This is a genomic window from Bdellovibrio sp. HAGR004, assembly GCF_055397015.1.
This window is the reverse complement of sequence record NZ_AP029176.1, coordinates 1,226,233-1,250,490: the sequence shown is the minus strand read 5'-3', so window position 1 is coordinate 1,250,490 and position 24,258 is coordinate 1,226,233. Positions and strand designations below refer to the sequence as shown.

General features: G+C 48.8%; 24 protein-coding genes. 20 read left to right on the top strand and 4 right to left on the bottom strand.

The features are described 5' to 3' along the window. Positions 1–29 precede the first annotated feature (29 nt). The 8 genes from ACZ5ZV_RS06345 (at position 30) to ACZ5ZV_RS06310 (ending at position 6,216) form a co-directional block, all read left to right on the top strand. Positions 30–659: a hypothetical protein gene (locus ACZ5ZV_RS06345; protein ID WP_464120590.1), complete on the top strand. Its 630-nt coding sequence runs from the start codon at positions 30–32 to the stop codon at positions 657–659. Further along, entirely contained in the window at positions 656–1,114 is a 459-nt protein-coding gene (locus ACZ5ZV_RS06340; RefSeq protein WP_464120589.1) for an META domain-containing protein, read from the top strand. Before ACZ5ZV_RS06345 ends, ACZ5ZV_RS06340 begins: the two co-directional genes overlap by 4 nt. A gap of 83 nt (positions 1,115–1,197) precedes the next feature. Continuing rightward, positions 1,198–1,857 carry a substrate-binding periplasmic protein gene (locus tag ACZ5ZV_RS06335; RefSeq protein ID WP_464120588.1) on the top strand — a complete coding sequence of 220 codons (660 nt, stop codon included), beginning with the start codon at positions 1,198–1,200 and terminating at the stop codon, positions 1,855–1,857. Between the two features lie 155 nt (positions 1,858–2,012). Then, entirely contained in the window at positions 2,013–2,201 is a 189-nt protein-coding gene (locus ACZ5ZV_RS06330; protein WP_464120587.1) for a hypothetical protein, read from the top strand. Positions 2,202–2,269: 68 nt separating this feature from the next. Further along, positions 2,270–2,644 carry a hypothetical protein gene (locus ACZ5ZV_RS06325; protein ID WP_464120586.1) on the top strand — a complete coding sequence of 125 codons (375 nt, stop codon included), beginning with the start codon at positions 2,270–2,272 and terminating at the stop codon, positions 2,642–2,644. A 179-nt stretch (positions 2,645–2,823) separates the two neighbouring features. Then, on the top strand, positions 2,824–4,398 hold the full coding sequence (locus tag ACZ5ZV_RS06320) for a L,D-transpeptidase family protein (RefSeq protein WP_464120585.1): 1,575 nt from the start codon (positions 2,824–2,826) through the stop codon (positions 4,396–4,398). Between the two features lie 70 nt (positions 4,399–4,468). Next, positions 4,469–5,758: a beta-sandwich domain-containing protein gene (locus ACZ5ZV_RS06315; RefSeq protein WP_464120584.1), complete on the top strand. Its 1,290-nt coding sequence runs from the start codon at positions 4,469–4,471 to the stop codon at positions 5,756–5,758. A gap of 68 nt (positions 5,759–5,826) precedes the next feature. Further along, positions 5,827–6,216 (top strand): ankyrin repeat domain-containing protein, encoded by a 390-nt coding sequence (locus ACZ5ZV_RS06310; protein ID WP_464120583.1) that lies wholly within the window; start codon positions 5,827–5,829, stop codon positions 6,214–6,216. A gap of 43 nt (positions 6,217–6,259) precedes the next feature. Here the strand turns inward: ACZ5ZV_RS06310 and ACZ5ZV_RS06305 are convergent, their stop codons facing one another. Continuing rightward, positions 6,260–7,540, bottom strand: coding sequence for a beta-sandwich domain-containing protein (locus ACZ5ZV_RS06305; RefSeq protein WP_464120582.1), 1,281 nt, complete (start codon positions 7,538–7,540; stop codon positions 6,260–6,262). Between the two features lie 223 nt (positions 7,541–7,763). Here ACZ5ZV_RS06305 and ACZ5ZV_RS06300 point away from each other — a divergent pair, with 223 nt between their 5' ends. From ACZ5ZV_RS06300 to ACZ5ZV_RS06285, 4 genes are all read left to right on the top strand, one after another. Continuing rightward, positions 7,764–8,909: a hypothetical protein gene (locus ACZ5ZV_RS06300; protein WP_464120581.1), complete on the top strand. Its 1,146-nt coding sequence runs from the start codon at positions 7,764–7,766 to the stop codon at positions 8,907–8,909. 172 nt (positions 8,910–9,081) lie between these two features. Continuing rightward, the gene (locus tag ACZ5ZV_RS06295; protein ID WP_464120580.1) at positions 9,082–11,640 is read left to right on the top strand and encodes a peptidase U32 family protein; all 2,559 of its coding nucleotides are present in this window, start codon (positions 9,082–9,084) and stop codon (positions 11,638–11,640) included. Between the two features lie 108 nt (positions 11,641–11,748). After that, complete coding sequence (locus tag ACZ5ZV_RS06290) at positions 11,749–12,153, top strand: transposase (RefSeq protein WP_464117089.1); 405 nt, start codon at positions 11,749–11,751, stop codon at positions 12,151–12,153. After that, the gene (locus ACZ5ZV_RS06285; protein WP_464117088.1) at positions 12,150–12,995 is read left to right on the top strand and encodes an IS3 family transposase; all 846 of its coding nucleotides are present in this window, start codon (positions 12,150–12,152) and stop codon (positions 12,993–12,995) included. Before ACZ5ZV_RS06290 ends, ACZ5ZV_RS06285 begins: the two co-directional genes overlap by 4 nt. Positions 12,996–13,051: 56 nt before the next feature. Here ACZ5ZV_RS06285 and ACZ5ZV_RS06280 read toward each other — a convergent pair whose 3' ends face one another. Next, positions 13,052–13,339: a chorismate mutase gene (locus ACZ5ZV_RS06280; protein ID WP_464120579.1), complete on the bottom strand. Its 288-nt coding sequence runs from the start codon at positions 13,337–13,339 to the stop codon at positions 13,052–13,054. Between the two features lie 34 nt (positions 13,340–13,373). Further along, positions 13,374–14,591: a class I SAM-dependent rRNA methyltransferase gene (locus ACZ5ZV_RS06275; RefSeq protein WP_464120578.1), complete on the bottom strand. Its 1,218-nt coding sequence runs from the start codon at positions 14,589–14,591 to the stop codon at positions 13,374–13,376. Between the two features lie 121 nt (positions 14,592–14,712). On the opposite strand from ACZ5ZV_RS06275, the gene ACZ5ZV_RS06270 reads away from it, so the two are divergent. Together ACZ5ZV_RS06270 and ACZ5ZV_RS06265 are read left to right on the top strand one after the other, a co-directional pair. Then, complete coding sequence (locus ACZ5ZV_RS06270; protein WP_464120577.1) at positions 14,713–16,011, top strand: JmjC domain-containing protein; 1,299 nt, start codon at positions 14,713–14,715, stop codon at positions 16,009–16,011. Between the two features lie 91 nt (positions 16,012–16,102). Then, entirely contained in the window at positions 16,103–17,464 is a 1,362-nt protein-coding gene (locus ACZ5ZV_RS06265) for a PAS domain-containing protein (RefSeq protein WP_464120576.1), read from the top strand. A 55-nt stretch (positions 17,465–17,519) separates the two neighbouring features. Here ACZ5ZV_RS06265 and ACZ5ZV_RS06260 read toward each other — a convergent pair whose 3' ends face one another. After that, positions 17,520–18,662, bottom strand: coding sequence for a winged helix-turn-helix domain-containing protein (locus tag ACZ5ZV_RS06260; RefSeq protein WP_464120575.1), 1,143 nt, complete (start codon positions 18,660–18,662; stop codon positions 17,520–17,522). 157 nt (positions 18,663–18,819) lie between these two features. On the opposite strand from ACZ5ZV_RS06260, the gene ACZ5ZV_RS06255 reads away from it, so the two are divergent. The 6 genes from ACZ5ZV_RS06255 to lipB all read left to right on the top strand — a co-directional run bounded on the left by ACZ5ZV_RS06255 (position 18,820) and on the right by lipB (position 24,027). Next, positions 18,820–18,942: a hypothetical protein gene (locus tag ACZ5ZV_RS06255; protein ID WP_464120574.1), complete on the top strand. Its 123-nt coding sequence runs from the start codon at positions 18,820–18,822 to the stop codon at positions 18,940–18,942. Between the two features lie 238 nt (positions 18,943–19,180). Further along, a complete protein-coding gene (locus ACZ5ZV_RS06250; protein WP_464120573.1) occupies positions 19,181–19,783 on the top strand; it encodes a cold shock domain-containing protein in 603 nt (200 codons plus the stop codon). A gap of 46 nt (positions 19,784–19,829) precedes the next feature. After that, positions 19,830–20,213, top strand: a complete 384-nt coding sequence (locus ACZ5ZV_RS06245) for an SOUL family heme-binding protein (RefSeq protein ID WP_464121393.1) — start codon at positions 19,830–19,832, stop codon at positions 20,211–20,213. Positions 20,214–20,474: 261 nt separating this feature from the next. Next, on the top strand, positions 20,475–22,286 hold the full coding sequence (locus ACZ5ZV_RS06240; protein ID WP_464120572.1) for a C1 family peptidase: 1,812 nt from the start codon (positions 20,475–20,477) through the stop codon (positions 22,284–22,286). 184 nt (positions 22,287–22,470) lie between these two features. After that, a complete protein-coding gene (gene lipA, locus ACZ5ZV_RS06235) occupies positions 22,471–23,367 on the top strand; it encodes a lipoyl synthase (protein ID WP_464120571.1) in 897 nt (298 codons plus the stop codon). Positions 23,368–23,370: 3 nt separating this feature from the next. Further along, positions 23,371–24,027 (top strand): lipoyl(octanoyl) transferase LipB, encoded by a 657-nt coding sequence (gene lipB, locus ACZ5ZV_RS06230; RefSeq protein ID WP_464120570.1) that lies wholly within the window; start codon positions 23,371–23,373, stop codon positions 24,025–24,027. The last annotated feature ends 231 nt before the right edge of the window (positions 24,028–24,258 follow it).

Sequence of the window (24,258 nt, the reverse complement as noted above, 5' to 3'; positions counted from 1 at the left end):
TATAAAATAACGGCATCAGGAGGTCTGCCGTGAGAACAAAAAAATCAGACGCTTCCAAGGTTGCAAGCACGCTTTATGACCTGGTCACAGCCGCCCCCTCGTCGCAACTCTCCCCCGCTTCGGACCCTTATAAAGCCTCCCAAGACATTATCAAGATGGCCGCGTGGAAGTCCGCAGGAGTTTCCGGAGCCCTGGCCATCCCCCCAGGCCCGTTGGGCATGCTGACCATTCTTCCGGATTTACTGGCGATCTGGCGTATTCAAGCACAGATGGTGGCGGATATCGCCGCCGTTCACGGCAAGTCCGGTTATCTGACCCGCGAAGCTCTGCTGTTTTGTCTTTTTAAACACGGTGCCAGTCAGCTTTTGCGTGACGTAGTAGTCCGGGTGGGTGAACGCTATGTCTTACGCCGAACCAGTTTACGAACGATCGAACGCGTCTGTGAGCGCCTTGGTTTACGGGTGACTCAGCGGATGCTGGGAGCCAGCATTTCCAGATGGATTCCCATTGCGGGGGCTGTTGCCGTCGGCTGGTACACGCGCTATGATACAAAACAAGTCGGTCAATCAGCCCTGGATCTTTTCTCCCGGGAAATTGCCACCGATGCTACAGAAATAAAGGATGTCGGCGAAGAACCGACAGAAAGGAATCTTCCTTGAAAAAAATCCTCTGCACCTTGCCCTTGATTCTTTCATCTCTCTTCGGTTGCGCAACCACAGACACGGAAGCGGAGGTTTCTGCAATGACCCAGGAATCCACCCCTGCTGCATTTAAGGATATTCGCTGGGAACTTGTCGAACTGATGGGACATCCAGTGAAATACGCCTCTGCGGATGCGCAAAAAGTCTATGTTCAATTCAATAGTGGTGACAGTCGCGTGAATGGCAACGATGGATGCAATGCCTTTACTGGCGCCTTTGAGGCCAAGGACGGTCAGCGTCTTTTTATTTCGAAACTGGCTTCCACGAAAAAGTTCTGTTTGCAAATGCCAACAGAAGATAACTTCGTCGAGATCCTACAAAGTATCGACAATTATTCTCTCAGCGAAGGGATGCTGGTATTAACCAAAGCGCGTATGGCCCCGATGGCTCGCTTTAAGGCAGTGGAACTTTGAGTCTTTGCCTCAAACCGCTACTTATTCTTCTGCCGGTCTTTTTAGGTTGCGAAACGGTGCTGGCCAAATGGAAAAGTCAGCCTATGCAAGACATCGTCTATCAAGGCATGACCGAAGACTTCGTGCCTTTTAACTATCTTGAAAACAATAAGATTCAAGGTTACTCCACCGACGTGGTGCGCGAGGCATTCAAACGAGCCGGATTAAAAACGGAACTCACCCTGTGGCCCTGGGCGCGGGCCTACAGCGCAGCTCTCCAAAAGAGGAAGCACTATGTCTTTTCCACCTCCCGCTCTGAGGAACGCGAAAAACTTTTTAAATGGGTGGGGCCCATCGCAAAAGATTCCGTTTATCTGGCGGCACTGAGCACTTCGAATTTCAAACCTGCCGAGGACTATCGCAGTTTTAAAAAGTATTCCGTCGGCGGTCAGTTTGATGACTACCCGATTCAGGTTCTGCAGAAAGAGGGCTTCAAAGTCAGCATCTATCGCAGTGAAGATGAGCGCATGGAGACCTTTAAAAAAGGCCGCATCGACCTGGACATCGTCACTGACGGCAGCCAGAAAACCTATGAAAAACGCTGGAACATCAAATACAAAAGACTGGCATTCATGTACGCGACGGACTATTGGATGGCGTTTCATATCAGCACCCCCGAGGTGGTGATTCAGTCTTTAAACAAAGCTCTGGAAGACATGAAGAAAGACGGCACACTCCAGAAGATTGCCGACAAATATCTTTAGAAGGTGCCCCCTGGACCTTCCAGAAATGAGAAGACCTCTGAACCTCCTTCCCAAAGCTCAACGGCTGTCCAGATTTCAGGGTTTCCCATAGAATTCCACAAAAGATTTAGGGTCTGCCTTTAAACTGTGATTCAGCACATAACGGAGATCATGGAATGAGGCAGACACTGTTGAATCTTAAGAATCAACTGATCAAAGCTTACGAATTCATCAAGGAACTGGATCAAATCCCCATGCGCAACTTCCACGGAGATTTCTACGAAGAAAAATCCAAGACCCCCAAGGCGCACCGCCAGAACAAGGTCAAAGTGGAAGATCTACGTCCCCCGTCCGCGAAAGACTAGACCGTTGTTTCTATGCATGCTGCGAAGGAGCCCGCTTGTTCTTAGAATAAGAACATAAAGGAGGCCCTATGAAAGCACTCGCAGCCTTTTTCCTCACAACTCTCTTGGCTCTGCCCGGGTATGCCAATGACAGAATTAATATATCTCCGACTGACATTGACTATCTGAGCCTGGAATATGGTGAAGTCCCTATTAATCAAACAGCTCTGGCGGAAATTGGGATCAACGCCCCGCCAGATCGGAACTTAAACATCAACGAACTTCTGATTTTCGGTGATATGTTTGCCGCCACCACCAACTGCGGTGCCACCGTCGAAGCCGGGAAGTACTGTTTGATCGACATTTACTTTGCCCCGACAGCTACAGGTGACCACTACGGTGAAATGTCCATCAAGACCAGCGAAGGCAACATTCTTCTAAGACTCTACGGAACCGGTATCTAGTTTTACCATCTTAAGGTGAGGCGTATTGCCTCACCTTCTCTGAGGTCAGACTGTACTTTACTTGGACACCCGACCACGATCCTGTGATTCTTCCTGACTTTATACAGTTGGATCCTTTTCAATTCTCGCGCATCTCGTTTATGTAAAAAATGGGAGTTCAGTAAAAAAGGAGACCCACCATGTTTACAGCACGGCTTTCTGCGACCCTGGCTTTCCTTCTGCCCACGTTGGTTTGCAATGGGGCTTTTTCTGAGGAAGTCCGCTCCCCACTTCACCTTCAGGCAGCTGCAGACTACAACACCTTGTTAAACCAGATGGACCTGCGCAGTCTTCGTGAGGCCAGTATGAATGCCTGGCGCCACGGGGTGAATCCAAAGTCCTATTGGACTGATGCGATGGAGTCGCTGCTCAATTCCGGCAACACCACCCGACTTCGCCCCTTGGCGAACCAAGCTTTTCTGCGCCTGTTAAAAGAGGTCCACCTGGGTAGCGTCAACCCCCAAAGTGCCGGCCGCGACATCAAATTCATACAGAAAGACTTTCTGACCCCCAAACAACTGCAAGTCGTTATTTTGACTGCAGCTGAAGACCCCAGTCGTCTGCTGGACCTTATATCTCCCCAGAATGCGCCGTATCTGGCGGTCAAGTCAGCTCTGGAAAAGGTATATCCCTCCTGCTTGAGCGGACAGTGGCAGCCCATCACTCCGATCAACACAACCTTAAGACTTTTTTCCCAGCATCCCGTGATCAGGGAAATCAAACAACGGCTGGCTCTTCTTGGATATAAGTTTAAACTGCTGGATGACCGCTTTGACGGTGATCTTCTCAATGCCGTCACGGATATTCAATGGAATATGCGAATCAATCCCGACGGGGCTATTTCTCCAAATGGCAAAGTCTGGGCTTTCCTTACCGTGTCTTGTATGGACCGAGTCCGCCAATTGCAGGTCGACATGGAAAAGATGCGGTGGTTCCCTCAGTACTTTGAAAACCGCTATATCTTTGTGAATCTGGCGATGTCCTATTTCATCCTGATGGATCAATCCACCCAGTGGCCGCGAATTATGAGCTTCCGCACTGTCAATGGTCGCCCCAGCCGCAAGTCACCAACGATGAGAGACGAAATTGTCAAAGTCATTATCAACCCGTATTGGGTGGTGCCACCGACAATTTTCTATGAAGACAAAGTCAATGATCTGGCCAATCTTAACAGCGAACAGATCCGCGAATACTTCAACTCGCACCACTATGAAGCCTGGTCCAAAGACTTCCGTCGCCGCATGGACCCGACAGAAATCGACTGGAAGGGCATCGCCGCAGGACGCGTAGAGCCTGATGTGAATATTCGCCAGCTTCCTCATTTGGGGAATGCCTTGGGTGTTTTAAAGTTTGATCTGACAAACTCGTTTGCCATTTACCTGCATGACACCAATCAAAGGGAACTCTTTGATACCCCCAGTCGACAACTCAGCTCAGGCTGCATTCGTCTGGAAAAACCTTTGGACTTAGCCGAGTTTCTGCTGGAAGACACGCCATGGGATCGCAAACTCATTGCTGCCATGATGGCCCGCCCAGGAGAAATCGTCACCAAATCCACCGAGATCGCCGTTCCCAGCTACAAGAAAACAATTGTGTACACTGCTTATCTGACTTCGATGATGAGCTCAGACGGAGTTGTACGATTTGTGACAGATTTGTACGGACAAAACAAAAACATCGAAGGTTCTCTGCGCGGTCTGTTCAAAGGTGAATAATCTGTAAATTGAATAGGTTCAACAAAGGAAGTACGAAATTAGAATGCAATTATTCGAAAGGAGTTCGAACATGTATTTACGTTTTGCTGTTCTCGCCTTGCTCGTTCATGGACAAATAGCTTTCGCGGCACCGGAGCCGCCCAAGTCAGAATTGCCCAAACCACCTGCACCTCCCAACCGCCCGACAGAGCCTCCGCAATCCCCTCTCTATGAAGGCGTCGGTCGCATTGATCAGATCACCCGCGATCGCGGTGGGGATCTGTATCGGTTGGATTTGATCAAGTCTTTGCCCTTGGTGCGCCTGGAGGCCAAATCCAAATTAGGCCGTATGAAAATTTACTCTGTCGCTCTGGTCACGGATAAGAATGAAAAGGTGCAAGTCCGTCAGTTCGTTGGTGTCAATCTGGATGAAACGCAAGCCCCGATGAGTTCAGAGATGTTCCAAACCGCCGCTAACATCACGGGCATCGAGGTTCTGGCCGAAGCCATGGGAGGAGAAGCCGCCTTGGAAATCAAAGCCTTCTCGACCAAAGAAGCCCCAAGGCTAACCTTAGGCAATCGCATCCCGTCGTTCTCGTGCAAACGAAACATCGACGCCCTTTTGAAGGACAAACTGGACCCGGTGCAACTGTGGGTGAAACGTGCTGAATCCAGTGCCCCCGGATCCGTTCAGGAAAAGTTTGCAGGCAATCAGCTTAAAGAGCAGGTCAAAGACTTTGTTGCCACCATGAACACCGCTGGCAGCTATACGTCCCATGCTTACCTGATCACACTGATGAACTTCTTTGCGGATCAGTACAATGCCGTTCGTTCAGGGGGTGTTTCAGAGCCCGCTTATAAGGATCTGCTGACGGCCACGTATGATGTGCTGGTGATTGCAATTCAAAACGAACTTCCATGCCGCCGCTATCCAAGCGACGTCCTGCTAAGCGTGTCGATGGACTTTAACAAAAAGCTCAAAGCCATGCCTGCCGATGGAAAAGCTCGTCCATTATTCACCACAATCATGAACAAAGTCCGTGATTTTGCGTCCGAGCAATATCGCAAGGAAATTATCGCTGCGAACCTTAATTTCCGCGATGCCGACACAGAGGGATCCAAGTACTTCAAAATGTACCTGGCCGCCCCTGACGGGGATTTCCTGAAAGACACCAGCAAAAGCATGAGTGCCTATGCCTTTGTCGCTGCCGAACAGGCCTTGAAACGCGAAGTCAAAATGATGGACATCGAACAAAGATTCCAGTTGATCGTCGAATACCAAGGAAAAATGAACAGCGGAACGGAGATTCCACAAGCCGTCGCAGCCCGATATCTGAATATCCTGGCTGAAGAAACCTACGGGTTCCCTTTGTTCCACTAAATAAATGGGCCGGGGGAACCCGGCCCTGTCTGACTCACCTCAAAATACTTTAGCCATCACCATTCCTAATGCTAGACTCCAGAGAAACCATCAATCAAGGGGATCTGATGTCTGCTGGTGACTGGAAAGAAATGTATCTGGCTGCGCAAAATGGAAATATCGAGCTGGTACGCTATCATATCGAACACGATGTGAATCCGAACTATCAACATCCCGAAATTTTAGCCACACCACTGGTGGCGGCGATTGCGGCTGGGCACACGAACATTGCCCTGTATCTTCTGGAACACAAGGCCGACCCGTTTTTGAAGTCTTTCTTTGATGACATGAACTGCATCGAAGCTGCCAGACGCTATGATAACAAAGCCATTATCGCCTATTTGGAAAAACGTGGCATTTCCGCACGCAAGTCCTGGAAAGACCTTGTGCCGAAATGGCTGGCGCAAAAGATCCGGTAAAAAAAGGCGTGATCCCAGGATCACGCCTTAAGCTTTGCATCTTTTATTTTGGCATCATACTTCTTAAGAAGGAGCTGTGTTCAGACAGGATAACCAGATACTTCATCATTGTTTCCTGGGGATAATTGGCCGGGTCGTTGTATTTGGCCTGGAATTCCACGATCAGCTGATAGGTTCTTTCATTGTCCAGTTCCTTGACCTCTTTCATCAGGGCTTGTTCCGCCAACGCATAGGCGTTCGCACTCATTTCCTGATAAGTTCCTTTCAGCATGCTCTCAGGCTTGCTGGCGGCAAACTGCTTATAGAACTTATATCCTTCATTGTCGGCCTGACGGAACGTCAGATTTTTGGTCGCCAGCTCTTTGCGATACTGGGTCGGGATGAATTTCCCCAATTTTCCGATCATCATCTCATAGATCTTACGAGCCCGGCTGTCAGGTTTGCTGGCTTCCTGCTTTTTCTGGAAATCCACGGTGATTTCAATCAACGCCTCGCTGGACACCACACGGCAGGTCTGCTGGCTTTGGAAAGAGGCCAAAAAGACTTCAAAGGTCTCTGTCGCCATGGATTTATAGCCCTGCTCTGCGGCACTGCCGACTCGGCTGGAGTTATGGCGTTCAGTGAAGAAGTTTAACAGCGTCAAAGTGTATTCCGTAGAAGCCACAGAGTTTTTAGACTCTTTCAAGGTGGTGATAAAGTCGTTCACATATTTGGTGAACTCTTTGCTTGCATACTTTTCCTGCCAAGAATCTGGCGCACTGGATTCGGCTCGACCTGCCCAAACTTGAACCACATCTAGCTTTTCTTTCAAAATCGCGTCAAACTTTTTGCTGCAAGAAAAATCATCCCGCAATGACAACTGCGGCGCTTCGAGACTGGAAACAGCGGTTAATTCGAGCGAAGCACTGCCTCCCATGGCCTCTGCCTGAATTTCGATCATCGCAATCCCCGCAGTGGAGCTTAAAACTTCCGAAGCCAGAGGTTGATCCGCTTCAGCCAAGCTCACGTTCGTAAAGCTCTTAATAACGATGCGCTCTTGCTTGTCAGTCATCATCGTCACGCCTAAAATCTTCACCTTCCCCGCCTTGGATTTAATGCGCAAAGACGTTAAAGGCAGTGGTTTGGCCAGCTCCAGACGGTACAAAGCCCCACCCGTTTTACGGGTGATATCCGCCACCCTTCCCACGCCTTCAAAGGCGGCATAAGGATTCAGTACGCTGCGCTCGGCACCACTGGTGTAAGGACTCAGTTCAGCCTGGGCCAACAAAGGCGCCTGAAGGACCAAAATAGAAGCTAAAATTCGTTGAGACCATGGACGTTGCATCTTCATTCCTTTCCGTTAGGTTCAATTATACTTTTGTCTGAACTGTGATTCTGAATCGTGAACCCGGAAAATCTCGAACAAAGAATGACGTAGCTGCTTAAAATCACAAGAACAGCCTGTTAACCCGCAACCGCCCCGGTTGGAGAACAAACAAGAAGACATTTTTTAGTTTGCCACCAAGTTATGAAGCCTATGTAATGAATGCGATACAACCGGAGGGCCCATGGCTGGAAAATTCTTCTTATTCTTAATCACTTCTCTTTCATTGCAGGCTCAAGCCGAAGTCAAACCCTACATGGATCAGATGCTTCAGGAAATCTATACGCTAAAACCTTTTATTGTTTCCGCAGACGACTATCGTGACCCTAAGAATGCACCCGTGATTCAAAAATCCCTGGAAAACATGGTGAGCTTAAGTGAAAAGATCTCTCACGAAGGTAAAATCAAAAATTCCGGCTTCGCCATTTCAGGCCGGGCGATGAATCAACAGCTCAAAGAAGCCGAGATCGTTTATCGAGTGGGTAACAAAGACTACTCTTTATGGATGCTTCGCTCTACGCTGAGTGTGTGCATGTCCTGTCATACACAGCTTCCCAGCTCTTCCACCAAATTTGATTTTTCTGATAAAAACCGTTTCTTGAGCAAGCCATTTGATGAAGCAGAGTTCCTGTTTATTGTGCGAAACTTTGACAAGGCGCTGCCGATATATTCTGAAGTTCTTGCTGGTTTCCCCAAAAATGATCCTTCGGTTGAACATGCTGAACAAGCCCTTTCCAGAAAAGTGTACTACTTCACCCGTGTCAAAAGGGACCTTCCGGGCTTGATCCAAAGTCTGCAAAAAGATCTGGGTAACAAAGAGCTGCCAGAGTTCCTTAAAAACCGCATGCAGGATCTGGTAAAATCCGCAGAAAAAATCAAATCCCTGCCCTATCCGGAGTTTAACGACAAACAAAGTAATGAACTGCGCAAGTTCGCTCAGACGAATCTAAAAAAAGAACTTTCAGGTGATTTTGAGATGAACACAGACCGGGAGCTGGCTTATCTGCGAGTTTCCAGTGTTCTGTACAAGTATCTTGAGCAGTATCCCAACACCCCGCTGAAGCCCGAAATTCTTTACTGGCTGTCCTTCTGTGAAAGACGATACGAAGAAGAAGCCCTTTACTCCATGCCCGAGCTGTATCTGAAACAATGTGTCCTGGAACACCCTGAATCCAAGATCGCTCCGGCCTGCCTGACCGAGTATCAGGACCTGATTCAGATGGCCTTCACAGGCTCTTCGGGAACTCACATCCCCAAGGAAGTCCAAAGAGAAATTGAAAGTATGAAAGAGCTGATCAAAAAAATGACAGCTAAAAAAAGTCGCCCTTAATCAAGGACCCCTCAAGGTCTTTTGAATACTTGAATAAATCCCATGACAATTCAGGCACTTAGACCTGACGTCATGGGATTTAAGGCGGTCTCACACTGCCAGCGCCGTCAGCCCGCTTTTACCCGGCGAAATTCCCCTTGTGCCCAGCCCCCGCCTTCGTTAAAAACACCGCATGGAAAAACAAGATTTGAAACGTCCCGAGCTGTTACTTCCCGTAGGTACCAAAGAGATGGCCATGGCTGCCATTCACAATGGTGCTGATGCCATCTTCATGGGAGTCCCCGGCTTCAACGCCCGCGGCCGCAGCTATGACTTTCAGATCGAAGAGGTCAAAGAGATCATCGACACCTGCCACCTGTATGGCGTGAAAGTGAATCTGGCCTTCAACATTCTGGTCTTCCAAAACGAACTGCACAAGGCCGTCGAAGTCCTTGAAAAAATTCTTCCGCTGAAGCCCGACGCCTTTATCATCCAGGACCTGGGCTTGGTGCGCCTGGTTCGTCAAATGGCCCCTCACCAGCGCGTGCATGCCTCAACCCAAATGAGCATCAGCAATGCCGAAGCCATTCAGTGGCTGGACGACCTGGGCATTCAGCGCTTTGTTCTGGCACGTGAAAATTCGCTGAAAGAAATCCACGCCATCAAACAAAACACCTCAAAAGAAATCGAAGTTTTCGTTCATGGGGCTTTGTGTGTCAGCTACTCGGGGCAATGCTTTACTTCTGAAGGCATCGGTGGACGATCTGCCAACCGTGGTCAATGTGCGCAAAGCTGCCGCTTTAACTACGAAATGTACGTTGACGGTGAAAAGCGTGATCTGGGTGGCAAGTCCTTCCTGGTGTCCCCGCAAGATCTTTGCGGTATCAACGAAGTTCCAAGTCTTTTGGAAGCAGGTGTGGACTGCTTTAAAATCGAAGGCCGCCTAAAAACGCCAGAATATGTGGCCACTGCCGCCCGCAGTTTCGATGCCGCCATCACTTCCGCACAACGCGACCAGGCTCTGGCTAATCCTATCTTGTTGAAAAAACAAATGGCCACGGCATTTTCCCGTGGCTTTTACAGCGGCTGGTTCCATGGAGTGAATCACCAGGAACTGGTGGAAGGCACCTTCAGTGCGCACCGTGGGTTTGAATTCGGAAAAGTTCTGCGTGTGAACGGGAATTCCCTGGAAGTGGAAATCACGGACGACAAGGTCGCCCAGGGCTTAAAAGCGGACTTCATTCAAGCCGGTGACGGAATTCTTTGGGTTTACAAAGACCGTAACGGACAAAGCGCGGAAAAAGGCGGATTCGTCTTTGCCGTCAAAACTTTGTCCCCGCGCCGTTTTGCGCTGGAGTTTTCACGGGACATCGTCATGGACAATCTGTTTGTGGGCGCTCGTGTGTTTTATAACCACGATAAAGACCTTAAGCGTGACGTGGCCCTGAGTGTTGAAGACAAGGAAAGAAAAAAGCGCGTTCCAGTTTCGATCCGCGCAGAAGCTTCTTTGGGTCAGCCATTGAAAGTACAATACTCTGACGGCAAAAACACCGTGACAGGCTATTCTGAAAACATCTGCGAAGCTGCCAAAAACAAGGGGCTGAATTCCCTGGATTTGCGCGAAGAGCTGTTTGCCCTGATGGGAAGTCCCTTCCGAGGTGATAATTTTGCCTGCGAACTGGATGAAACCACACCGCTGTTTATTCCCAACAAACAAGTCAAAGAACTTCGCCAAAAGCTGGTCAAAGAATTGACGGATCTGCGCATTAAAAACGGCGCTGATGCGGAAGTCACTCCGCAGGAGCAGGTTCTTAGCTGGATTGACGCCAATAAAGTGGCGGCCAAAGCCAAGCCAGGATTGAAGCTAAATCTTCTTCTGCGCGACAAAGAACAAGTCGAAGACGTGGCTAAAGCCATCGCCGCAGGTGAAATTGAAACCTCCGGTATCAATCTGGTGATCCTGGACTTTGAATTCGGTTTGGATTTCGAACCCAGCTTGAAAGTCCTGCGCGATCAAGGCATGAAAGTCGCCATTGCCACCACACGTATTCTAAAACCCAATGAACACCGCAATGTGAAGCATCTGCTCAACCTGAATCCCGATGCCATCTTGGCGCGCAACCTGGGGGCTGTGCAATACTTGCAGGCCAACTCCTACACTGGTCAGATTCTGGGCGATTTCAGCCTGAACGTGACCAATCACCTGACGGCTCAGTACCTTCTGGAAAAGGGTCTTTCCAGCGTGTGCCTGGGCTATGACCTGAATCACGTGCAGGTGGAAGAACTGATTCAGGCCGGACAAGCCGAGCGTTTTGAAGTCACCGCTTACCAGTACATGCCAAGCTTCCATATGGAACACTGTGTGTTTGCCGCCTTCCTTTCCAAAGGGACCAGCTTCAAAGACTGTGGCAAACCCTGTGAAAAACATCAGGTCAAACTGAAGGACCAGTTCGGCAACTGGCATCAGATCAAGCCCGATCAAGAGTGCCGCAACACCATGTACAACGGAACGTCACAGTCGGCGGCTCGTTACATCAAGGACTGGGAATCCCATGGGCTGGGATATGTGCGCTATGAAGCTTTGAAAGAGCGCGGGACCGAGCTGATTTCAAAGATCCAAGGGCACTTGGACTTTATCAGTGGCAAGAAGGATCTGGATTCATTGATCAAGGATCTGGGGAACGTGGAAAGTTACGGCCTGTCTGAAAGCCACTTCCAACGCGAAAAAGAATATCAAAGTCGTAAAAAGTAAACTTCGCAAAAAAGCCCCTCCACATGATCTGTACCCCAAATTTCGGACAGGAAAATAAAAGACCCTGTCCCATTTTTGGGGTATTTTCGTATAAAAAGGAAGCAGATCATGGGCTCACTGTCCGAAAGAGATCGCCGAGATCTTGAGAAGAATCCGAATGTTCTAAAGGTAACGCAGTCCAATGTTGCCTATACCCCCGAATTTAAGGTTAGGGCCTTAAGGCTTCGGGAAGAGGGACAAACTCCTAGTCAAATTTTTAAAGATGCTGGTATTAACCTATCCTTATTTGGTGTGGATTATGCCAAGAAGTGCCTTCAGCGTTGGGAAAAGATGTCTACCCAAGAAGGTGGATTAAAGAAAGACCGCCGAGGTTCTAAGTCTACAGGTCGACCCAAGGGAAAAAAGCTTAAATCAGCAGAAGATGAAATCGCTTATCTTCGCGCGGAGAACGACTTCCTAAAAAAGCTCCGCGCCTTGGAGGCAAAATACGCAAACAAGAAAAGTTCGCGTTGATTAGCAAGGCGGTCAATCATCGGCCTGATCTATGTCTCAGCAGGCTGTGCGCTCAGGCTCAAGTCAGTACCAGTGGCTATTACTACTGGTTTGCCCAAAGAGCATCTCCCCAGGTCATCACAACAGACGCGGAATGGGTGCAAATCATTTTTGCGTATAGAAGGGGTAAAGCCGGCGCTAGGACAATAAAGATGCTTTTGCAACGCCACTTCTGGATCAACATGAACCTGAAGAAAATTAGACGGTTAATGAAGAAGTACGGCCTTCAGGCGACTATCCGACGTAAGAATAAGTACAAGCAAGGCTGGGCATCAGGTGAGGAACACCGGGTAAGTCCGAACATCCTAAGCAGGCAATTTAATGTTGAAAAGAAAGACACAGTTTATTCAACAGACATTACCTACTTAGACTATGGCAAAGGAAACAGGGCTTATCTGTCAGCCGTAAAAGACTTGGCAGTGAAAGATATCGTCCACTATACGGTTTCTCCTGGAGCTGGACTACACGTTGCGATTCGAGGCCTGGAAGACCTATTCAGCCGAAAGCCAGAGAGTTTGATCATGCATTCGGACCAAGGGTGTCACTATACATCCAAGACGTATCGAGATCTTTTGTCTAAGTGGGGTGTCACCCAGTCCATGTCCAGAAAAGGCAACTGCCTGGACAATGCGCCTATAGAAAGTTTTTTTGGTCATTTAAAAGATGAAGTGGATCTTCAAAGTTGCCATACGTTTGAGGAATTGGTAGCAGAGATAGACCGTTATATTAACTACTACAATAACGAACGTCCCCAATGGGGCTTAAAAGGAAAAACCCCGGCAGAATGCCGAGGTTTCACTTAGAGGGCCCTTTTATTTAACTGTCCACTTTTTGGGGTACAGATCAACAGGGGCTTTTTTTATTTTGTGGGAAACTGAGCTTTTAGGTATTTCTCATACTCTCTTAAGATGGAATTCATGACGCCCTTAAGAAGTTCCTCGAAGGCAGGGTCATTGGGCCGATGCGGCTGCATAGCCACGAAGCTCTGGATAATCTGCTCTTCGCGCTCGGGGCTAAAAAACGGCAAGCCCTGCTCTTGCTTAATCTTCCATACCGCCATGGTCAGTTCACGACGGCGCAACAGCAGCGCATGAAGCTCTTTATGAACCTGATCAATTTCCTGACGAAGACTGGCGATGCTATCCACTTATGAACCTCTTTAAATCAAACCCAAAAATCAACTAATCCAGACGGAACAGGGCAAACTTCAAGTAACGAAGCTCTTCCATCGCCATGGGATAGGGATGATCCACCGGCTGCCCGCCTTGATATACCAGTGTGCCCTTCTTGCGCGCACGCGAAAAGGCCTCTTTGCATATTTCCATAAAATCCCGGGTCGAGATATGACTGGAACAGGAGCTGGCCGCAAATAACCCCTCGGGGTTGACCAGCTTGATCGAATTGCTAAAGACCTTCGTGTAAGCAGCCTTGGCTTGTTCGACGGATTTTTCATTCGGAGCAAAGCTGGGCGGATCAGTGATCACCAGATCGTATTTTTTCTTTTCGGCATTCTGCTTTTCCAGATACTCAAAGGCATCGGTGGCGATATCATGGTGAACTGTTGTCAGACCATTGATTTCAAAGTTTCTGGCGACCGCCTGGATGGCCACCTTGGCAATATCCACACTGGTCACTTCTTTGGCGCCACCTTTGGCAGCAAAAATGGAAAATCCGCCTGTATAACTGAACAGATTTAAAACGGTTTTACCTTTGGCAAAGTTCTGGATCATCTTGCGGTTGTCACGCTGATCCAAGAAGAACCCCGTCTTGGCGGCATCACGGATGTTAGAGGCAAACAGAACTCCATTTTCAAGGAACTGCACCTCGGGCGCCAATGTGCCCACGATGTTTGTGCCTTTTTCATCAGCGTCGTTACGGCGCTTCAGGTACACACACTTTACCTGAGGGAAATCCGCCTGAATCTTTTCTGCAATTGCACTGGCGTTCCAGGTTTTTTCCATGATGGCGTGATCGTGTTTGATCACAGCCGTGTCGTTATAAACATCAACCACCAGCCCAGGGAAACCATCCCCCTCCCCATTGATCAGGCGGAAGGAGTTGGTGACAGAAAGATCGAAGGTCTTACGGATTTCCACGGCCTTGCGCCACTGGCTTTCAAAGTAAAGCTCCAGGGTGCGTTTCATGTTGTTGCGGCGGAAGATCGGCTCTTCAGCCAACACCAGCACGCGGAAACGCAACTGCGTATCACCCTGCCAGATCCCCAAAGCCAATGGCTCGCCTTTGTAGTTGAGAATATGAATGCCCGACTTGATGGACCGACGTTCTTCAAAGCAGTTGGCGAAAATCCAGCGATGGCCCTGTTTTAGGTGTTTGGTGACATCCCGCTTAAGCTCGATGGTCAAAATGGGATCTTCAAATGTAACAGGGACTGCGTTCATGAGGGGCTTCTCCAGAGTGGACTTTTTATGATAAATCCTAGGTAATCACAAGGGGTTATGCGGTTCATTCCGTCGCGCGGGTCAAATTTACAAACCCTCGTCGGGGGCTTATGTTTTTGGGGTGCTTTATTTGACTCTGACGGCGATCTCAACGACTCTGCCGGGCATGAAGACGATGTTGGACAAAAAATTTTGGCGCAATTTTTCCCGGAATATCTGGGAGAAAAAAGCGCTGGTTCTAAGAAACGTCAAATCCGGCCTTCTGGAAATAACCGACGCCGAAGTTTTTGATTTGCTTGTCTTGTATGCAGATCGCTGCCGCAAACTAAACGATCCGACGGGTTTTAAGTTTTTCATCGATGGTTTTAAAGCAGAGGAAGAAGACGTCCTGCAAGTTCTGCCTGAAAAACAGGACAAATCCCTTTTAGGCTACCATGCGCGCATGAAAGCGCTGTTTCCGGACTACTGCCTGGTCTGTGATGAGCTTTTGCAGGTGAATCACAAAAAGCAACATCTGCTGACAGAATTTACCGACGAGCTGTATCGTCACGTCGGGTTCCCGAATCGCTTTTCGGAAATGGGTTTGTATTTGGGGAATTACCGCAAAACTCCATTTGGAGTGCATGTGGATTCCTGCGGGGTCTTTAGCTTCCCAGTTGCGGGGGTTAAACGGTTCCGACTGTGGGAACCACAGTATGTGAAAAAGAATCCTTCCTTGGATCGTGCGTTTAAGTATGAAAAACACAAAAAAGCATCCGAACTTTTAGAGGCCCGCCCCGGTGACATGACCTATTGGCCTTCTTCGGCCTGGCATATTGCGGAATCGGATGGATCCTTCAGTGCCACCTGGAGCCTGGGGGTTTGGGTGGATCAGCCACACAAGGAAATGATCTCTGATTCTTTAAAAGGTCTGCTGGCACAAAAAAGCGGCGCTGCCGGTAACAAGGTGGCAACTCAGTTTAAGAAACTGCACAGCGATTCCGGCGAAGTGAGCGAACTTCCCAAAGCCTACCTTCAGACCATCGAACTTTTGCAGAGATTAAGTGTCGAAGAACTGCAAGAGACCTTCTTAAAGTCCTGGATGCAGCATATTTCATCGCAAGGGTTTAAGACCGTCCCAAGTGCACCTGTGGAGATTTCTGCAAAGTCCAAGATCCGTTTGCGCAGTAAAAATTCTTTGATTCTGTGGCAGCACAGCTTGACGTCCAAAGGCGTGGTTTACTTCAGTTTTGGTGGGGTGACTGTCGCCGGTAAAAAGTCAGGTGGGCTGTTTAAGCTGGTGAGGGATCTAAACCATGGGAACCCTTGCATGGTGAGTCAATACTTCACTCGATCCAGGTCAGATCTCCGAGCGCTCCAAACGCTGGCCGATGCGGGGGCCTTGTCCATTGAAAAGGACAAAGGATTGAACCGGCAATAAGTCGGGTCTCCATCCTCCAGGTCGTGTTTATTTTTTCGTCTTTTGTTGTCCCTAACAGGTTGTGTTCAAATCAAACTATTAGAGGCAAGAAATGAAAAGACCAACACCCAATCAAAATGAAAGCCCCTTTGGCTTTGATGAACTGTTTTTCAGCACCACCAACAATCGTGGCGTGATCACTTTCGGCAATGATGTTTTTGTTCGCGTCAGCGGGTATACTCGAGAAACTCTGAACGGAGCTCCTCACAGCATCATTCGCCACCCCGATATGCCTCGCGCTGTCTTTAAGCTTCTTTGGGATACACTGCTTGCGGGCCGCCCCATCGCCGCGTATGTAAAAAACCTGTCGGCCAATGGCAGCTATTACTGGGTTTATGCATTCGTGTTCCCCATCAAGGATGGATATCTTTCTATCCGCATGAAACCCTCTTCGCCCATTTTTAGTGTCGTCAAAGAACTTTATACAGCCACCTTGGCGATTGAAGAAAAAGAAGGCATGGAGGGCTCGGTTCCCTTCCTACTTGATCAGGTACAGAAGGCTGGATTCCGGGACTACACTGACTTTATGATTCAAGCGGCCTTTGCTGAAATCAATGCCCTGCCTGACCGGGACGTGGAAAGAAAGTCTGGCAGCGTGGGTGTTATTGCCGACATTTCTAATATCAGCTCCAAAACCTCCAAGGACCTGAAGAACTGCTTTAAAAGAGTTCAGGATTTTCAGAATATCAATAAGTCCTTGGTCACCACCATGGAACATCTGACCAGTGGATTCACGCAGCTGAAGTTCAATGCTTTAAACATGACGGTTGCTGCTGCCAAATTCGGAGAGGTGGCCTCTTCTCTGGGTGTTGTGGCCAAAGAGTTCTCTGATCTTTCCGAACAAATCAGAACCCATCTGTCCGGACTGGAACACTTCGAACAAAATCTGACTGAAACAATCCAGAAATGCACTCTTAAAATTGTTTCGATGGACGTGCAGATGATGATGGTGGATTTCTTTATCAAAGAATCCATTCAAAAAAGTCAGCACTCCGAAAATGCTTTTTCAGATATGCTGATTGTCCGAGACAACTTTGCCAGCCTTTTCCGTGGCAATTCGCACGAACTGACCGTTGAAATTAAGGCCCTGGCCGAACAACTGTCGAAAATCTCTTCACAACTTGCGGACGTAAAAAGATTTACAACAGGTCTGGAAGTCATCCGGCAAATCGGAGCCGTAGAATCTGCCCGTGTGAACGAAGTTAAAGTTACCTTCGTTCATTATCTGGAAGAAATGCTGCGATTCATTAATCTGCTGCAGTCTTCAAACAGCTCCATTCAAAAAGCAGCCCAGGAGCTCAATTCCCACTGCGATGCTATTGACCATAAGGTGTCCTCCGTCGCAGGTCACGTGGACACTCTGTTTGAAAAGGCCGCAAGCCTTTCTCCGCAGACCAAAGAACTGGCTATTTAAAAAGGCGCGCCCGCAGAAATTGCGCGCGCCTCTGACAACAAAGCGTTCACCCTGCCTACGTTCCCAGTTGAAACCTTTCAAATCGTTCCAACTCTTGCTCGATCAATTGCTTATTCACCTTGGTTTTGTGTTTTCCCAGCCAGCTCCATTGTTGAATCAGAAGTTTTTGCTTCTGCCTGTCAGTTTTTAAGTCCAAAACCGCAACAGCCTGATCACCGATGATCACCGGCAATGCGAAGTAACCGTATCTGCGTTTTTCTTTCGGCACATAGGCTTCGAAGCGATGGTCATAGTCAAAGAACATGTGAAAACGCTTTCTTTGTATGACCAGTGGATCAAATGGCGACAGGATGTGTGTCAGACTGTTGACGTTTTCTAGCGGGGATTCCAGCAGTTCTGGCTTGACCCAAAAGTGCACTCTTTCAAGACCTTTGACTTCCACAGGGATCAAAGTGCCCTGGCGCACGCGTGCTTCGATGGCCTTTAAGATTTCATTTTTAGGCGCCGCCTTTTCCATATAGGCTGCGGAATCCAGACTGATCACGCCTTGGGATCTTAAGGCCCGTTCCAGTTTGTATTCAGTGACTTCTTTGGGCGAGGCGGCTTTGGGTCTTTTCTCCCATTCAAAATGACGATCCGTCAGTTCATATTTTTTTAGCATACCCAAGCGCTCTGCGATGACCAGCTCCCCCCCATTGAAAGCGCATTGAAGGAACTTCTTTGATGGCTTCTTGCTTGCCCAAGGGTGCTTCTTTTCCTCTAAGACATCGTCGGTCACATCGCGGATCGAAATAGCCCCCTGCTTTTTGACTGTAGTTAGCATCTTTTTGACATCAGCTTCGGTGACAGAGGAATACCATTGTGATGGATTTTTCTGTCGGCGCTTCATGTCGTTAATGAAGTATTTAAAATCATCCGTGGCAACATAGGCCAAGGCATGGGTCCAATATTCAAAGACCGTCTTATCTTTACTTTGCGCTTTTTGCAGATGGGATCGCTTGTAGTCAGGAATTCTGGAATACAGAATATGATGGTGCGATCGTTCAATCACGTTGATAGTGTCGATCTGAACATAGCCCAGATGTTGAATGGCCTTCACCGTGGCTTTGGGACCGCTGCCAAAGGGCTTGGGCTGATCAAGCCCTTGGGATTTCAACCAGAGTGTTCGAACAAGTGTCTTTGCAACCTTCTGCTTCACTTTTGCTGCCTTTACTGATTCCAAGCCATGATATAGCAGAAATCTCAAGGTGGCTATGCCTTAAAGACAGCGGATCCACGTTCTATTTTTCCTTTACAAAAGCCAAGGATTGGTGAAAGTTCGAGGCCAAGACAAAACTTTAAGGTTAGGAACAAACATGACCACGGAAGAAAAGAAAGTACGATCAAAAACTCTGTGGGTTTTAGGTCTGACATTTATTTTACCGGCGCTGATTGCATTGATCGCCATCTATTACGTGATCTACAACGACATTCAATAGATCACGTGCTTCTGAGGACAACATAAATCCCATACTCTGCCCAGGTCGACTGGTCAGGACTGATCACCCAATGCAAAAATCTTATTTCAACTGACAATGGACCTATCACGAATACGGCATCCTCGACCTGTATTAGAGTTCTATTGCATAAGCCACCCATTATGTTGAAGAGCAGCGATCCGCAGCCGCAGTCTTACTGTAAAATGGAGAAAAAGCGTTCTATCGCGGAAAGGAATTTATGATGGACTTAAAGATTCAATTCGTGGGGTTTCCGGAATCAGACGCGGTCACCTCAGCGATTCAGGATCACGCTGACACTCTTGAAGAAACCTGCCCTCAACTGCTTTCCTGTCACGTGGTCGTCGAACGTCCGCCGCGCAAACAACATCAAGGGGGTATCTATCACATCAAAATTCGTATGACAGTTCCAGGAAACATCCTCGTAGTGGACCGAGAACGTGGTCTGAATCATGCCCACGAAGATGTTTATGTGGCTATTCGAGATGCTTTCCTTTCGGCCCGCCGCCGTGTCGATGAATATATGCGAATGATGGGAGGCTACGTCAAAACCAAAAACAATTCCAATCACGCCAAGGTCCTTAGAATCTCTCCGGACCTAGAGTACGGTTTTTTACTTACGGAGGATAATCGCGAAATCTACTTCCACAGAAACTCGGTTGTCACCGGCAACTTTGACGAGCTGATGCCTGGGCAGGAAGTGCGTTTTGCCGAAGACATGGGGGAAAAGGGCCCCAAAGCCACCAGTGTCCATGTGCTGGGAGCGAACGGTCACCGAGGGACCTTCAAGCCTCTAGAGGACACCTCTGAGGCCCGAACCTGATTTTCTCGGATAACACCCGTTGCAGCATAAAGTCTGTAGCCGCCATGTGGCGGCGCCATCTTCAGAAAAGATTCAGATGACGGCACCCGTGGTGCAAACGAAAGTCGCAGATGGTTGGCAGATGAGTTTTATGATGCCGTCAAAGTATTCTATGCAAGACCTGCCTCGCCCCAAAGATCCGCGTGTGAAGCTCATGTCGGTTCCTGCTAAACTATTCGCGATTCTTCGGTACTCTGGGACTTGGTCGGAAGAAAAAAATCAGGAGAAAGCCGATGAATTGCTGAAGTGGCTGACTAAAAATGGAACTTACCAACAGGTCTCTGAACCGGTGTTTGCTGGCTATGACCCACCGTGGACACTTCCTTTTTTACGAAGGAATGAAGTAATGATCGAAGTCCGCACACACAACAAGACTGATGAGACCAAATAAACACTGAGGAATGAATGCTGACTCCCTCTTTTTAAGAGTGGGTCAGTTCTAATGGCCTTAACTAAGGCACCCCTTCGTCGGCTCTAACAGCCCCAACGCATACAAGTAACGACCCGGAAATTTGCCGCAATCTGTATAGTCCTTTTTCACTTTCTGCGGGAAGCACCTCGCATTCACATATTTTTTCAGTTCGACATTAAGACTTCAGCCCAAATCTGCCGTTGCGTTTAGTACCACAATATAACTCTGGAGATGAACCCCATGAGAAATTACTTTATGCCTGCTGGAGCGGCCCTGTCCCTGACGCTCCTTTTGAACGTTTCTCATAGCCTTGCACAGAATAACACCGCCTTCCGCCCTGGCCTTAAAGCAATGACGGCTGAGGAGAGCAAAAAACTTCACACAAAGAAGGTCAAGAAGGTACGCCCCAACCGTCTGGGACTGGAACGCATTAACAAAGAGCGTAGTCACCGCGGTGAGCCTCCCATTTCTGCGGATCTTTCCCTGCCTGAATTCGAAACGGAAGAGACCCTGGGAGCTGCCTCCTCTGACGGAGTCTACAGCACTGCACTGGGAAGTGCGCCGGCTCAGGTCGACAACTCGGCGTTAGCCTCCTTCCCACCGATCGCCAATCAAGGTGGCTTAGGTTCCTGTGTTGCCTTTGCTTCGACCTACTACATGATGAGCCACGAAGTGTGTCTGACCTTGGGTTGTAATAACAAAAACTATGGCCAGCGCATCTACTCTCCGAAATGGACTTACAATCTTATTAACGGCGGCAGCGACAACGGCTCTAATTTCTCAGCCGCTCTGTCTGTTCTGGAAAAGCATGGGGCCGCTTTGAACTCGGAGTTCCCCTATGACACGGACTATCGCGCCTGGAGTATGAACCCTCAGCATTGGAAGAATGCCATCAACTCGCGCATGCGTCCGTCGAGCTATATGGTGGTCAATACCGACGCCGGCATGGCGTCACTAAAACAGATGCTTGCCAACGGTCACGTCGTGATCACCGGAACTTATGCAAACAGCTGGGTCTATAAGAAGGTTCAAGCTAATCCCAACGTGGGATCGAATCCTTTTGTGGGCCAGATCATCGTGACTCACCTGAATGGCACTGTCGCGGGTCATGCGATTACAATTGTTGGGTATGACGACACAATCTGGACTGACATCAACGGGAATGGCCTTGTGGAAAGCCAAGAACTTGGCGCATTCAAGATTGCAAACTCCTTCGGAACAACCTGGGGCAATCAAGGCTTCGGCTGGGCTTCTTATGATGCCTTCCGTGCGACTTCGACAGTTCCAAACTTCGCCCCAGCTGGCCGAGTGCAACTGACGCAAGTCGGAACCGTTGAATTTACAACCTACACAGCCTACACCCCGAAACTTCTAGCCGAAGTCAGCATGTCCCACGCCCTGCGTTCGCAAGTGTCCTTGCAGTTTGGATCTTCGACAAATACAACGACCAAACCTGCAGCCTACTGGACACCGTTTGCTTTTGTTAACAACGGTGGCAACTGGGCGTTTGACGGAACGTCTTTAGAAAAACAAGGCTCTTTCTACTTTGATATTTCCTCTTTGGCGGGGTCTGATATCAACAATCAGTACTTCTATCTGATTGAAAAGGACTCGACCGTGGGAAGTCCTTTGAGCACGTTGCGCTTCAACATCGTAAACCCGGCCCAGGGAAACACCCTGCTTTCGGCGGCAGGAGTTCCCTCTTACGTTGATGCGAACACATCCACTCTGAGAGCTGGCAATGCCCCGGTAGCCCCACCCGCCGACACCTTGGCTCCCACAGTCCCGGGGAATGTCAAAGCGACTCTGACTTATCTTCGTGGCGGAAAATCCGCCCGAGTCGATCTGACCTGGCAAGCCTCCACGGACAACGTGGCTGTGCAAAAATATGTGATCTATCGCAACGGTGTGAAGCTGGGGGAAACCACGAACTTGAGCTACCGCAATAGTAATATTACCCGAGGCGTGCAATACACCTATCAAGTGGTTGCCGTGGATTCGAGCGGCAATGCTTCAGCTATGTCGACAGGTGCGGTTATCAAGTGGCCGTAAAGTGATGGACAGCTGTTGGTGACTTTATACGGAGAAAATGGAACATCGCGACGGAAGCTCTGAGGCTCTTTAGCAACGGGCATTGGAGCTTCCGTCGACCCAAAGCCCGAGGAGCAGTTGGCAGTCTAAGATTTACATACCCCCCAGGTTAAGCTAAAAGACGATATCGACTGCAGAGGTTCACATGCAAAAAGACACGAAAACTCTCGAAAAACCGGGCTGGCTGAAGGTTCGCGCATCCACCGGGGAAACCTATGAAAATCTCAAGGGAATGATGTCGGAACTAAAGCTTGCAACAGTTTGCCAGTCTGCCCGTTGCCCCAATATTGGGGAATGCTGGAATGGTGGCACTGCGACGATCATGATCATGGGCGATGTCTGCACGCGAGGCTGCCGTTTCTGCAACGTAAAAACGGGAAATCCCAAAAAGGTGCTTGATCCTCTTGAGCCCCAAAAAGTCGCAGAATCTATCGCCAAAATGAACCTCGAATATGTCGTCATCACCACCGTCGACCGAGATGACCTTCCCGATCAAGGGGCTGAGCACTTCGTCAAAACCCTTCATGAGGTCAAAAAAGGCTCCCCGAATCTTATTATCGAGATTCTAGCCGGTGACTTCCGCGGCGACACGGAATTGATTTACAAGCTCACCGATGCCAAACCCGATGTCTATGCCCACAACGTGGAAACAGTTGAAAGACTCACCCCAAAAGTAAGAGATCCCCGAGCCGGCTATCGTCAAAGTTTGCAGGTTCTAAAATCCGTTAAGGATCGTGATCCTTCACGCTATACGAAGACCTCTTTGATGCTGGGGCTTGGTGAAACCGACGAAGAAATTTTGCAAACACTCAAGGACCTTCGAGAGATCGACTGCGATGTGGTCACCTTCGGTCAATACCTCCAACCGACTCCGCGCCACTTAAAAGTGATGGAATATGTCACCCCCGAAAAATTTGACGAGTGGAAACGGATCTCTGAGGACATGGGATTCCTTTACGTAGCCTCCGGCCCCCTGGTTCGCAGTTCTTACCGTGCGGGTGAATTCTTCATGAAAAGCCTTGTCGAAAGAGGATTGAGATAAATCATGGATCTGATTTTCGAAGACTGGGGACTGATTCCTTATGAGCTTGCTCTGACCAAGCAACTGGAGCTGGTTGAAACTTTGCACAAACAAGAGCTCCCCGGGTATTTGATCTTTTGCCAACATCCACCTGTTGTCACCTTAGGAAGAGCCACCCAACCCGGCGATGTGTTTGCTTGGAAAGGCAATACGGTGGAAGTTTCGCGAGGGGGCCGAGCCACCTATCACGGACCCAACCAGCTTGTTGTCTATCCGATCTTAAATCTCACTCGTCCACGCAAGGGCCGATCTTCTCATGAGATCGCAGGATACTTAAGAACGCTCGAATCCGCCATCGCCCAAGTTATCAGCGGCTACGGTGTCGCCAATGTTGTCGGTCGGTCGCTGCAAAAAAATCCTCTGACACAGGTTGAAAATAACGAAACCGGTGTCTGGATTGGCACACAGAAAATTGCATCCTTGGGAATTGGTGTCAGAAAATGGATCACCTTCCACGGAGCCGCCATCAATCTTATTGAAGACCCTGAAGCCTTCCAAGGGATGAACCCCTGCGGCCTTAAAAGCAATGTAATGACTAGTTTAGAAAAAGAAACTGGGAAGTCCATCGATATAGATGAGTTTAAAAAACGCCTTAGATCGCATCTTGCGGAAGTTCTTTAATTTATTAATCTCAAGAGCCCCCCGCCCTGCCCTGGTAACTTCAGAAAAGCTGAACTATAGCACTTGCCAAAAGCCTCCTTCTTCTTGTCAAACACCGCAGGCCTATTAAACGACAGACTAACTCCTTCCGATGCTGGATACGTTCTGCTTTTAAGCAATATGAATTTCATGACCGTTTTTAGTTTCTTTGTTGGCGGCAATTAGGTGAAAATTTGAAGTCAGCAGGGGTAA